Source organism: Oceanobacillus neutriphilus, from assembly GCF_014645515.1.
In the GTDB taxonomy this organism is placed as follows: domain Bacteria; phylum Bacillota; class Bacilli; order Bacillales; family Amphibacillaceae; genus Oceanobacillus; species Oceanobacillus neutriphilus.
The window spans coordinates 56,139-69,689 of record NZ_BMLW01000017.1 but is presented as its reverse complement, the minus strand read 5'-3'; the positions used below and the strand labels follow the sequence as shown (position 1 = coordinate 69,689).

The 13,551-nt window shown below is 38.7% G+C and carries 8 protein-coding genes; all 8 read left to right on the top strand.

The genetic code is table 11. From position 1 onward, the window contains the following. Positions 1-23 precede the first annotated feature (23 nt). On the top strand, positions 24-2,480 hold the full coding sequence (gene parC / locus IEX29_RS22870; protein WP_188737583.1) for a DNA topoisomerase IV subunit A: 2,457 nt from the start codon (positions 24-26) through the stop codon (positions 2,478-2,480). Between the two features lie 320 nt (positions 2,481-2,800). Further along, positions 2,801-3,943 (top strand): acyl-CoA dehydrogenase family protein, encoded by a 1,143-nt coding sequence (locus IEX29_RS22865; RefSeq protein WP_188737581.1) that lies wholly within the window; start codon positions 2,801-2,803, stop codon positions 3,941-3,943. Between the two features lie 16 nt (positions 3,944-3,959). Continuing rightward, on the top strand, positions 3,960-5,315 hold the full coding sequence (locus tag IEX29_RS22860; protein WP_188737579.1) for an acetyl-CoA carboxylase biotin carboxylase subunit: 1,356 nt from the start codon (positions 3,960-3,962) through the stop codon (positions 5,313-5,315). Between the two features lies 1 nt (position 5,316). Next, complete coding sequence (locus IEX29_RS22855) at positions 5,317-5,526, top strand: acetyl-CoA carboxylase biotin carboxyl carrier protein subunit (protein ID WP_188737577.1); 210 nt, start codon at positions 5,317-5,319, stop codon at positions 5,524-5,526. A 21-nt stretch (positions 5,527-5,547) separates the two neighbouring features. Further along, positions 5,548-6,327: an enoyl-CoA hydratase gene (locus IEX29_RS22850; protein WP_188737576.1), complete on the top strand. Its 780-nt coding sequence runs from the start codon at positions 5,548-5,550 to the stop codon at positions 6,325-6,327. A gap of 21 nt (positions 6,328-6,348) precedes the next feature. Beyond that, on the top strand, positions 6,349-7,878 hold the full coding sequence (locus IEX29_RS22845; protein ID WP_188737574.1) for an acyl-CoA carboxylase subunit beta: 1,530 nt from the start codon (positions 6,349-6,351) through the stop codon (positions 7,876-7,878). A 688-nt stretch (positions 7,879-8,566) separates the two neighbouring features. After that, positions 8,567-9,550 carry a phosphotransferase enzyme family protein gene (locus tag IEX29_RS22840; protein WP_188737572.1) on the top strand — a complete coding sequence of 328 codons (984 nt, stop codon included), beginning with the start codon at positions 8,567-8,569 and terminating at the stop codon, positions 9,548-9,550. 376 nt (positions 9,551-9,926) lie between these two features. Next, a complete protein-coding gene (locus IEX29_RS22835) occupies positions 9,927-13,535 on the top strand; it encodes a dynamin family protein (RefSeq protein WP_229720346.1) in 3,609 nt (1,202 codons plus the stop codon). Positions 13,536-13,551 lie beyond the last annotated feature (16 nt).

Below are 13,551 nucleotides of genomic sequence, written 5' to 3'. Positions count from 1 at the left end.
CGGATTGTAAGGAGTGATTCCATTTGGATCAAACAGAGAAATATTTAGACCTTCCTTTAGAAGAAGTTATCGGAGATCGTTTTGGAAGATACAGTAAATATATCATTCAAGATCGTGCCCTTCCTGATGCAAGAGATGGATTGAAGCCTGTGCAACGGCGTATACTTTATGCAATGCATGTAGAAAGAAATACACATGATAAGAATTTCAGAAAAGCTGCAAAAACTGTTGGAACAGTTATTGGTAACTACCATCCGCATGGAGATTCTTCTGTTTACGAAGCAATGGTACGCCTAAGTCAGGACTGGAAAGTACGTAATGGGCTCATTGAAATGCATGGAAATAACGGTAGTATTGACGGGGATCCTCCTGCTGCAATGCGTTATACGGAAGCTAGGCTGTCTCCTATTGCCTCAGAGCTTCTGCGTGACATAGATAAAGAGACGGTTGAGTACATTCCTAACTTTGATGAAACCACGGATGAACCTGTTGTTTTACCGGCAAAATTCCCGAACCTGTTAGTAAATGGATCAACCGGAATCTCTGCAGGGTATGCAACGGATATTCCCCCTCATAATTTGGGAGAAGTAATCGATGCTGTAATTATGCGGATTGACAAACCTGAGGCTGGTGTAGATAATCTGATGCAGGTGCTAAAGGGTCCTGATTTCCCGACAGGTGGAATTATTCAGGGTATCGAGGGAATAAAAAAAGCATACGAGACTGGAAAAGGAAAAGTTATTGTCCGTGGAAAAGCAGCTATCGAGAGCTTAAAAGGAAATCGTGAACAAATTGTTATTACGGAAATTCCATATGAAGTTAATAAAGCAACCATGGTCAAGAAAATGGACGAGCTTCGTATCGATAGAAAAGTAGAAGGAATTGCTGAAGTCCGTGATGATACAGACCGTACTGGATTACGTGTTGTTGTGGAGCTGAAAAAGGATGCGAACAGTGAAGGCATCTTAAACTTCTTATACAAAAATACGGATTTACAAATTGCCTATCATTTCAATATGGTTGCTATTAAAGATAAAACACCGAAGCTTTTATCATTACCGCAGCTTCTGGATGCGTATATCAGTCATCAGTGTGAGGTGGTAACGAATCAAACACGATTCGATTTAAACAAGGCCAAAACCAGAGCGCATATTGTTGAAGGATTGATTAAAGCTATTTCGATTTTAGATGAATTGATTACAACCATTCGGGCGTCAAAAGACAAAGCAGATGCCAAAAATCAAATCATGATAAAATACGGATTTACAGAACCGCAGGCCGAAGCTATTGTTACGCTTCAGCTTTACAGATTGACGAATACGGATATTGTTCAATTAGAGGAAGAAGCAAGTGAATTAAAAAAGCAAATGGAAATGCTTTCTGAAATCCTGGATAGTGAGAAGAAGTTACTCCAGACCATTAAGAGCGACTTGAGACAGATTAAGAAAAAATTTACTGATGCCAGACGTACGCATATCGAAGACAAAGTTGAAGAATTAAAGATTAATATTGAGGTTACCGTTGCAAGTGAAGATGTATTAGTTTCCATTACCAGAGATGGATATGTGAAACGGACAAGCCTACGTTCTTATTCAGCTTCCAATAATCAAGATTTACCGCTGAAGGATGATGATCACCCTATAAGTTTATTAGAGGTTAATACAACGGATGATTTATTAATCTTTACAAACAAGGGAAGATATATATTATGCGCTGTTCATGAACTGCCGGATATTCGCTGGAAGGATATGGGGCAGCATATTTCGCATATCGTACCATTAGAAAAAGAAGAATATCTGATTAAAGTAATTCCTGTTCGTGATTTTAAAGAAGAGGAAGGATTTTTAGTGTTCTTTACCCGAAACGGCATGGTTAAACGAAGTGAATTCCAGCTTTACGAGGCACAGCGGCGCGGAAAAGCATTAATTGCTTTAAACCTCAAGCAAAATGATGAACTTGTACAAGTAAGCCGTACGGATGGAAACAAAGATATCTTTATCACAACAAATAAAGGTTACGGCCTCTGGTATGAAGAAGCTGAAGTATCCATTGTCGGCCAAAGAGCAGCAGGAGTAAAATCGATTGCTCTAAAAGACGATGATTATGTTGTGAATGGACAGGTATTTGATCAGGAAGTTCAAAAAGATTTATTTGTAATTACGCAGCGTGGAGCTTGTAAACGTATGAAACTGAGATCCTTTGAAAAAGCAAGCCGTGCCAAGCGCGGATTAATTATGCTGAAAGAATTAAAGCAGAAAGCTCATCGGATTGAAGGATTCTTTATGGTAAATAAACAAGAGACGATTTGTTTTAGAACGAAAAATGGCGGTACGCAAAAGATATATCCACTGGAGTTATCCATTGCAGATCGTTATAGTAACGGCTCTTTTATCATCGATACAGATCAAACTGGTGAAGTAATCGAAGTGTATAAAGAAACAATCTATGAAAAGCCATTTGAAGATATGGGTAGCGAATGATAGATAATCCAAAAATCTCCTTAGCATGTAGTAATGATGCCGGGGAGATTTTATACTATAACACGTATCCCATCAAGGGTAGAAAAGAATAAAAGCTTTTTATCGTAATGATTTGAATAGTTCCTTGAGTTTAGCTATGAACTGTTGCCCGGGTTTATGATAAAAAACATTTTATCTTTTTGTTTGCCTAACTCTCACCTTTTGATAAAATAGAAATGGAAGCGCATTCAGATAAGCGGTTTTATATTGTTAAAATTTCCTGAAAATAATTTCAATCTATCGAAGAATGAATGCGGTATTTAAGTCAAGGGGGCGTGGGGATGAATTTTGATTTAACAAAAGAACAAAAGATGATTCAGCGAATGGTTTCTGACTTTGCAGAAAAAACCATCCGGCCAAGAGCAATAGAAATCGATGTAAATGCAGCTTTTCCAGAAGATATCTTTCAAGAAATGGGAAAGCTTGGCTTATTAGGTATTCCTTTTCCTGAAAAATATGGAGGCTCTTCCGGTGATACCATTTCATATGCAATAGCCGTAGAAGAAATTGGCAGACGTTGCGGAAGCACCGGATTAAGCTATGCAGCTGCAGTATCGTTAGGAGCCAGTCCTATTTACTATTTTGGAACAGAAGAACAAAAACAAAGGTTTTTAAAGCCGATTGCTGAAGGTCATTCGCTGGGGGCTTTTGGATTAACAGAACCAAATGCAGGATCAGATTCTGGCGGCACAAGGACAACTGCTAAATTGGATGGAGATGTATATATTATTCAAGGAGAAAAATGTTTTATCACCAATGCCAGCTTTGCAGATTTTATCATTGTTACGGCAGTTACTAAAAAAGATGAAAACAATAAGAAACGAATTTCAGCTATCATTGTTCCAACAGATGCTGAGGGGCTGACAATTCGCAGTAATTATGAAAAAATGGGAGTCCGCGGATCAGATACAGCAGAGATTATCTTAGATAATGTCCGTGTCCCCAAAGAAAATTTACTCGGTACAGAGCATCAGGGGCACAAACAATTTTTGAAAACATTAGATGGCGGGAGAATTTCTATTGCTGCGTTAGCGGTTGGTATTGCACAGGCTGCTTTAGACCGTTCCCTGCAATATGCCAAAGACCGGAAACAGTTTGGGAAATCCATTTCCAGTTTTCAGGCGATTCAATTTAAGTTAGCTGATATGGCTATGGAGATTGAGCTTGCCCGGAATATGGTTTATAAAGCTGCCTGGTTAAAGGACCAGGACAGAAATTTTTCCAAAGAGGCGGCATATGCCAAATTATATGCATCAGAAATGGCCTTTCGTGCTGCCAATCAGGCGATTCAAATTCATGGCGGCTATGGTTATATGCGTGAATATGAAGTAGAAAGATTATTAAGAGATGCTAAACTACTGGAAATTGGAGAAGGAACCTCAGAGATTCAGCGGCTGGTTATTGCGAGACTTCTAGGCTGCTAGGGAAAGGGGGAAGTCCATGATAAAAAAAGTATTAATTGCTAATCGAGGCGAAATAGCGAGGAGAATTATCCGTACTTGTAAACAATTAGGTATTCAAACAGTAGCTGTATATTCAGACGCTGATCAAAATGCCTTATTTAAAGAAGATGCTGATGAAGCTTTTCATATCGGCCCATCACAAGTACAGCAAAGCTATCTTCAATTAGATACCATCATTGGAGTTGCTAAACAGACAAATGCTGATGCGATTCACCCCGGTTATGGATTCTTAAGTGAAAGTCCGGCATTTGCTGAACGCTGCCGGGAAGAAAATATCATCTTTATCGGTCCGGAAGCAGACATATTAAGATTGATGGGCAGTAAAATTGAAGCACGAAAAGCAATGATAGCAGCCGGTGTACCAGTAATTCCCGGTACAGATCGTGCTGTAGGATCTGCAGAAGAAGCTGTCCAATTCGCTAAAGAAATCGGCTATCCAGTTATGTTAAAAGCATCGGCCGGCGGTGGAGGCATAGGAATGGAAATAGTCCATTCAGCTGATGAACTGAAAAAAGCTTTTGAAAATAATTCTAAGCGGGCCGCATCTTTCTTTGGAGATGGAGCAATGTTTTTAGAAAAGCACATACAAAACAGCCGGCATATTGAAGTGCAGGTATTAGCAGATCAACACCATCATACGGTTCACTTATTTGAACGGGAATGCTCGATACAGCGCCGTAACCAGAAGGTATTAGAGGAAGCTCCTTCACCATCTATTTCTGAACAGCTTCGCGAACAATTAGGAAGAACAGCAGTGATCGCGGCAGAAGCGATTCATTATACCAATGCCGGAACCATTGAATTCTTAGTCGATGAATCAGAGCAATTTTATTTTTTAGAAATGAATACACGTATTCAGGTGGAGCATCCAATTACAGAGGAAATTACTGGTGTTGATATTGTGAAGGAACAAATCAATATCGCAAATAATCAGGTACTCTCTCTTAAACAGGAGGAGATAGTAAGAAAAGGTCATGCAATTGAAGTCAGGATTTACGCTGAAGATCCCATTCGTTTTTTACCGTCACCAGGTAAAATTACAGCGCTTGAACTGCCTGAAGGGAAGGGTGTCCGCAATGAATGTGCAGTTGCTTCTGGAGATACGGTAACGCCTTTTTATGACCCGATGATTGCGAAACTGGTTGTCTATGGAGAAAATCGGCCAGAGACAATAGATAAACTGGAAGTAGCACTGCGTCAATTTAATATTGAAGGAATTAAAACGAACATACCAATGCTTCAGGAAATTATAACATATGAAGCATTTCTGAAAGGAAATACACAAACATCCTTTTTAACTAAATACTATCAACCAAACTCAGGAGGTAAATAATATGGAAATTAAAGCATCGATGGCAGGAAATGTATGGAAAATTACAGTTCAGCAGGGTGAAGCAGTAGAAGAAGGGCAGGATGTTGTTATTCTGGAATCTATGAAAATGGAAATTCCGATTGCTTCTGAAGAAAAGGGAATTCTGAAGGAATGGAAGGTGCAAGAAGGAGATTTTGTCAATGAGGGAGATACGATGGCAATTGTTGAATAAACTAGTCTGGAGTGTATGCCTATGCAATATATAAACTATGAAACGGTTGATGAGAATATCGCTGTTTTAACATTTAACCGGCCGGAAGCTGCAAATGCTTTATCCCTGGATTTATTGACAGAGTTAGAGAATAGTATTCAACAGATCAGAGCCTCAGAAAAAATTCGCTGTGTAATTATAACTGGAAACGGGGAGAAGGCTTTCTGTGCTGGAGCAGATTTGAAAGAACGAAGGACCATGAGTGATACAGAGGTTGTTTCCGCCGTACAAAAAATCGGCAGCGTCTGTGATTCTATAGAAAAAATAGATGTACCGGTTATTGCTGCTATCAATGGTGTCGCCTTTGGAGGCGGGCTGGAACTTGCTTTGGCCTGTGATTTGAGAATCGCTGCCAACCATGTAAAACTGGGATTAACAGAGACATCTTTAGCGATTATACCAGGTGCTGGAGGAACACAGCGATTACCCAGATTAATAGGAATTGGGCAGGCAAAGCTGCTGATTTATACTGCTAAAACTGTCTCAGCAGAGGATGCTTTAGCACTTGGACTGATTGAGCGGTCAGTCGCTGCAACCTTCTTACGGGATGAAGCAATCAGTATCGCCCGGAAAATCACAAAAAATGGTCCAATTGCTGTGAAACAGGCTAAAAAAGCCATTAATCAGGGGATTAATCTTCCGCTGGATAAAGCAATTCAACTGGAGCATGAGTCCTATCTAAAGGTTATACCGACAAAAGACAGAAAAGAGGGCCTGCAGGCATTTCAAGAAAAAAGGAAGCCTGATTATCGCGGAAACTAAAGCTGGAAGGAGTATGCTTATATGAGTATAGAGAAGGAACTGGAGCGGCGTATTGAAAAAATAAAAAAAGGGGGAAAACAAAAATACCATGACAGTAATGCTGAAAAGGGCAAGCTTTTTGCAAGAGAAAGAATTCATCTTCTCTTTGATTCTCATGAGATACTTGAGGATGGATTATTTGCAAATGCCATGGATGAAGATTTGCCAGCAGACGGTGTAATTACCGTTACCGGGAAAATAAATGGTCAGACTGTTTGTGCGATGGCAAATGATTCTACTGTCAAAGCGGGAAGCTGGGGACAGCGGACTGTGGAGAAAATTTTACGTATTCAGGAGACAGCGGAACGACTGGAAGTGCCGATGATTTATCTGGTTGACTCTGCAGGTGCGAGAATTACTGATCAGATAGATATGTTCCCGGGAAGAAGAGGAGCTGGCCGCATTTTTTATAATCAAATTAAGCTGTCTGGAAGGGTTCCTCAAGTTTGCTTATTATTTGGTCCATCGGCAGCCGGAGGAGCATATATTCCTGCTTTTTGCGATATAGTTATCATGGTTGATGGAAACGCATCCATGTATTTAGGTTCTCCGCGAATGGCTGAGAAGGTCATTGGCGAAAAGGTTTCCTTAGAGGAAATGGGCGGAGCAAAGATGCACTGCACAACCTCAGGGGTAGGTGATGTATTAGTAGATACAGAAGAGGAAGCTATTCAATTTACACAGAAGTATTTAACGTATTTTCCTGCTAATTTTCGGAAAAAGCCAAAACAAATTGATTCTGTCGAGCCAAAGGCTTTTGATAAACCTATCAGTGAAATTATCCCGGAAAATCAAAATGCAGCTTTTAATATGTACGATCTGATTGACCGTACAATTGATGAAGGAAGCTTTTATGAAATAAAAAAACGGTTCGCTCCAGAATTAATCACAGGATTGGCACGTGTTGGAGGCCGAAGTGTAGGAATTATTGCAAATCAGCCTCGTGTAAAAGGAGGCGTCCTTTTTACAGATTCAGCGGATAAAGCAGCAAAGTTTATCCAATTATGTGATGCGTTTGAGATTCCGCTACTGTTCTTAACAGATGTACCAGGATTTATGATTGGAACAAGAGTGGAGAAGCAAGGAATTATTCGCCATGGAGCAAAAATGCTGTTTGCAATGAGTGAGGTAACTGTTCCTAAAATTTCTGTGATTGTCCGAAAAGCATATGGAGCGGGTCTATATGCGATGTCAGGCCCTGCTTTTGATCCGGATTGCTGCTTAGCCTTTCCAAATGCACAGATTGCTGTCATGGGGCCGGAAGCGGCAGTGAATGCTGTAGAAGCAAATAAAATCGCCAAGCTTCCGGAAGAAGAGAGAGCAGCCTATATTCAGGAAAAACAGGCTGCCTATAAAGAAAATATTGATATTTACCGCTTGGCTTCAGAAATGATTATCGATGATATTATTGATCCGGATCAGCTTCGTCAAGAATTGATAAGCCGTTTCGCCATTTATCAGAATAAAAATAAGCAATTTACAGAACGAAAGCATGGAGTATACCCTGTTTAAAGTTATTTTCTAAACGCTCAGGCTGATTGGAGCTTGAGCGTTTTAATATACATAATTGTTTAAGGTTAAATACAGAAAATCAGATATATAAATGGAGGATGGCCTGCTTTGACTTGGCTAATTTTTCATTGCTCAGATAAATTGACAAGGGTATTTGTGTAAAGTGAAAACATTCTTGTTTATCTAAATTATCTGACGTATAATAGAGAAGAATATTACATGAAAAGGGGTGAGGTTGATGTCAGCTAATTCAATAAGTTTAGTTTGTCCATCCTTGCTCATGGTTGATAATTATTAATAATTAGCCCGTTGGATGGATCAGACCAAGGGCTTCCAGCATAGAAGATTTTTTATAAACCATCTTTTAAAATAAAAGGAGAGCCGAAGCGAATAGAACTTTTGGCTCTCCTTTTTGTTACTCTAGAAAATTATAGAATTATTGCCTTGTGGATAACTATTTATAGAAAAACAGCCGAGTCCAGCTCCGAGCGCCAAAAACTAGGAGATTTCACGTCACGCCCTACGATAAGTCAACATCGGTTCGTCACCTCACCGTGTTTCCTTTATCTCAGTTGTGCCGCTCCAATCTCTACGTTTTTAAGCAGGCGCTCTGCGCTTTTGTTCTTAGAATATGCCCTGAAGCTTATTGAATATTTTAACCATATACAAAAGAGGGGAAGTTATATTAATGATGAAATTAAGTACGATGAAAAAAGTAATGGATACTGTTGACAGCGAATGGAGAAGCCCACTGGGAGAAAAAATTCTGGAACGATGGGGCTATGATGAAGGCTCTGTGACTATATTACGGGCAAGTGCAAATTTTATTTTTGAATTTTATAAAGAAGGAAAACCATTTTTCCTGCGATTTAATGATTCATCAGAACGGAACTATTCAGCAATTGAGGCTGAATTGAACATTGTAAAGCATTTGGGGAATAGGTCGCTAAACGTTGCTCAGCCAATAGCATCATTAAATGGAAAGGATATTGAAGTCGTAGAAACGAAGCTGGGAACTTTTTTTGCAGTCGTATTTGAAGCTCTGGAAGGTAAGCATCTCGATATGGAAGAAATTTCAGATCAACAGGTTTATATTTGGGGAAAATCTCTGGGTAAATTACATGCCAACCTGAAACAGCTGCCAGAAGAATATCGAGTTAATCGCCCAAGCTGGAAGGAGCTTTTACTAAAAGCGAAAGAAATACTTCCTAAAAAAGAAGTGACTGCCCATAAAGAATTTGCCAGGTTATTAAAATGGGCGGATGAACTAAGCTTATCAAAAGAAAATTTCGGAATCATTCATTATGACTTTGAACTGGATAATGTGGTTTTTGATCACAATACAATCGGAATGCTTGATTTTGATGATTCTTCTGTGCATTGGTTTGCAGCTGATATTGTCTACGCATTAAGAGATGCGGGAGATTTTAATCTTGGAAATCCAGTGATAGCAACATTTATTAAAGGATATAAAAGCAAAACGGATTTAGACATGGAAATGCTTCATTTATATTCAGGCTTTGAAAGATTACACAGATTAATTTCCCTGGCAAAATTGATACGAGCTGTCGATATTGATGCAGCTGAAAATCATCCTGAATGGCTGGTAAATCTTCAGGTAAAATTATCCCGTATTATAGAAAAGTATCGTCTTTCCATTGAAAAGCAATAGTATAAATATAATCGGATGTGATTATGGAGCGGCATCAGCAAAAGAATTAAATTTTCTATAAACGAATAGTAAAAAGGGCGATACATCCGAAATATGTGTATCGCTCTTTATTTGATGAAACAAGCATTAGTTAAAGGGGTGACAGTAAGAATATGATTGTAGAAAAAGCAGTTGATTCTGAGAAATAGATGCCATTCCATTCAATGTAGCAATGAAATTGAATTAACTATAAAAATATTATGTAAACTAATAAATTTAATACCTAGAAATACATACGAATATTACGTATAATGAAAGTGTTGTACAAAAGACCGGAAGAAACATCATAAACGTCAGGAATAGATATGAATAAGTTGATAAAAAGGGGTAAAGGCTTGTGATCACGTATATGGAAAAATGGGTAACGGAACACCAAATTGCAGCTCTCTATCAGGAAATGAAAAATAGAGGGGATAAAATTAATGCAGATAAGATGCTTGATATGCTGGAAAAATACGATAATAAGGAATTTATTATTACATTGACAGGGCACTTTTCTGCTGGAAAATCTTCATTAATCAATCATTTATTAGGGCAGGAGATTTTAGCGAACAGTCCCATCCCTACCAGTGCGAATATTGTTAAGATTTCATCTGGAGAAGGAACTGTTAAAGTGTTCTTTCATAATGGGGAAGTGATTGAATACCATGAACCGTACGATTTAGAGCAAATTAAAAAGTTTTCAAAAAATAAAAATCAGATAAAAAAAATGCATATCAGCACCGGCGAGGATATTTTACCGCCTTCTACAGCTATTTTAGACACTCCGGGAATTGATGCTGCAGATGATATTGACAGAATGCTGACAGAAGCTTCTCTTCACCTGTCAGATTATCTTATTTATGTAACAGATTATAACCATGTTCAATCTGAAGTGAATCTATTATTTCTACAGGCGATGCAGGAAAATGGCCTTCCATTCATGATTGTCATTAATCAAATAGATAAGCATAATGAGTCAGAGCTACCTTTTGTCGAATTTGATAAAAAAATTAAACAAACGTTTGATCAATGGAATTTACATCCTTCGTCCATTTTCTACACATCCCTAAAAAAAACGGAAGCGCCGCATAATGAGTGGTCAAAGCTGAAAGATACCGTATTTCAAATGCTCAGGTCTAAAGATGAATACACAACGATGGATGCGAGTATTCGACAAATTGTGAAGGATCATAAAGAAAAAGTTCATCGGGAAATGTCGAATCAAAAAGTATTTTTAGATGAAGCCGGGGAAGTATCATTGATAGAGCAGATAGACACATTGACAAAAGAAATTGAAAATCTGCAGCAGCAGCCGGGAAATATAGCAGCAGGGTTCTTAAATGAAGTGGATCAGACTGCGAAAAATGCATATTTGATGCCGGCGGATTTAAGAGAGCTTGCGAAGGCATATTTAGAATCAGTACAGCCTGATTTTAAGGTTGGCGGCTTATTTACAAGCAGTAAAAAAACGAAGGAAGCAAAAATAGAGCGGAAGCAAGCCTTTATGAATGCTTTAGAAAAAAATGTAGAAACCACATTAAAATGGAAGCTCCGTGATAAGTGGTATGAACAAATAGAAATGAATCAACTGGATTCCTCTTATCAGGAAAAAGGTGTTTCCTTCCTGGAATGGTCTTTAAGTGAAGAGCTGCTGGAAAACAATTTGTGTAAAGGTGCAAGTATCAATGGCGATTATGTTTTAAATTATACGAATGATATTGCTGCCAGTTTAAAGACACATTTCAAAAAACAAATGAGACAGCTGGCAAAAGAAGTAAAAACAGACCTTGAAGAAAAAAATAAGAATCAGCTGCTGGAAATGACGCAACAATTGGAGGAGCTGCAAGCTGCAGAAGCAAATCAGCAAGCTAATTATGCACTTGACAGCGAGGAAGCAGCTTATTTCAAACATTTAGATGAGCAGCAGAAAGATCCTGATGTGTTACCGAAAGTTATCACTGAGATGAAGGATGAACTTCAAGCTCGAAAAGTAATTCCCAGACAGGGAACAGAGGCTATGGAAATGCTTGAAGAGGAAATATATGCTGAAGCAGATGAAGTGCAGGAAAAGAAAGAGAGCGGGTCGCCTGCAGCCACAGACCAGCATGTTGTCCGTGATATAGATAACGTCTTACAGGCAATTCATTTGCCAGGATTTGAAAGCTACCAGCAGGATTTAAAGAAACGAAAAGTATCCTTAACAGAACGTTCTTATACAATTGCATTGTTTGGTGCGTTTAGTGCCGGGAAATCCTCCTTTGCTAATGCCATTCTCGGGGAACATGTCCTGCCAGTGTCACCGAATCCGACAACGGCTGCGGTTAACCGGATTCGTCCGGTTACAAATGAAAACCGGCATCGGGATGTAATTGTCACCTTTAAATCAGAAGAGATGCTGGTAGATGATATAATGACTCTGGCAAAGGAATGCGAACCGCCAGATGCTTCTCTGGGCGAGCTGATTACATGGCTGAAAACAAAGAATGTATTAACAGATTCACGTTTGCCGAAAATGTATCAGGCTTATTTAAATGCGATGCTGGAAGGCTATGAAGATGTTCAATCTGTCATTGGCTCTGCAAAAAAAGTCACCTTTGATAATTTTGAATCCTACGTGACAGATGAGGAAAAAGCATGTTATATTGCATCGATGGATCTTTTCTATGATTGTGAAGTAACGAAGCAGGGAATAACGCTTGTTGACACACCGGGTGCAGATTCGATTAATGCCAGACATACGAATGTATCCTTTGAATATATCAAGCATGCAGATGCTATTTTATACGTTACTTACTACAATCATGCTCTTTCCCGTGCAGATAAAGATTTTCTAATGCAGCTGGGGCGGGTAAAGGATGTATTTGAGCTCGATAAAATGTTTTTTATTGTTAATGCTGCAGATCTTGCCAGTGATCAGCAAGAATTAGACTTGGTAACTGCGTACGTCAAAGAACAATTAGCACAATTAGGGATTCGTTTTCCGCGTCTTTACCCAGTTTCGAGTAAGCTGTCTTTAACCGAAAAATTAGAGAAAAACATGCTGAATGAACAAATGCAGTCATTTGAATCCCGTTTCTATGATTTTATTCATCATGATTTAACAGCTCTTGCGAAAAGAGCCGCAATCAGCGATATGGAACGCTCAGGTGAAGCACTGGATCAATTTATTCAATCGTTACAATTGGATCAATCTGCCAAAACAAAGCGGAAAGAAGTACTGCAAAACGCTTATCAGCAAATTGTTCAAACAGTACAAAATTTAGATTTAGATTCAACTGAGAATAGATGGCATCAAAAATTAGAAAAACAAGCCTTTTTTCTAAATCAGCGCTTTACGATTCGCTTTCATGATCTATTTAAAGAAATTTATAATCCGACAACGATTACGGAGTCAGGGAAAGCTGGCCGGGAGCAGCTGAGTAAGCAGTTTGAACAGCTGGTCCACTATATGGAAACGGAGCTGCATCAAGAGTTGTTAGCTGTTTCGTTACGGGTTGAGCAGCTGTTAAAAGGTTTGTTAAAAACCAATCAGCTGGAAATGATAGAAAACGCTAAGAGATTTGATCCTGTTTTTTCAATAGCAGAGTGGGATATTCCAGGCTTTGATACACCTGATTTAACAATTAAACTATCGATTCAAAAGCATGGCGAGCTTCAAAAATTATTTGGTAAATTTAAAGATACAAAAACATTCTTCGTACAAAATCAAAAGGAAGAGATAAAGGAACAGCTGTACGCAATTATAGAGTTGGATGTCCAGGATTTTGTAGAAGAAGGCGCAAAATTAATTCAGTCATCTTATCAGAAACAGTGGGATGAAGGGATCCAGCAAGAAAAATCAGTTCTGGTACAGGAAGCAGATGTACTTTATCAGCAATTTATCGACCGTTTATTTGTTGAGGTGGATATGGATGATCTGGCTAATAGAAAAGAACGAATGGATCTTATTTTAGATCGATACTAAAGAGGGAGGAAATGAA

Coding starts and splice junctions, on each gene's coding strand:
- IEX29_RS22850 (WP_188737576.1), top strand. CDS start 5,548: ATGCAATATATAAACTATGAAACGGTTGATGAGAATATCGCTGTTTTA.
- IEX29_RS22855 (WP_188737577.1), top strand. CDS start 5,317: ATGGAAATTAAAGCATCGATGGCAGGAAATGTATGGAAAATTACAGTT.
- IEX29_RS22865 (WP_188737581.1), top strand. CDS start 2,801: ATGAATTTTGATTTAACAAAAGAACAAAAGATGATTCAGCGAATGGTT.
- IEX29_RS22840 (WP_188737572.1), top strand. CDS start 8,567: ATGATGAAATTAAGTACGATGAAAAAAGTAATGGATACTGTTGACAGC.
- IEX29_RS22845 (WP_188737574.1), top strand. CDS start 6,349: ATGAGTATAGAGAAGGAACTGGAGCGGCGTATTGAAAAAATAAAAAAA.
- IEX29_RS22860 (WP_188737579.1), top strand. CDS start 3,960: ATGATAAAAAAAGTATTAATTGCTAATCGAGGCGAAATAGCGAGGAGA.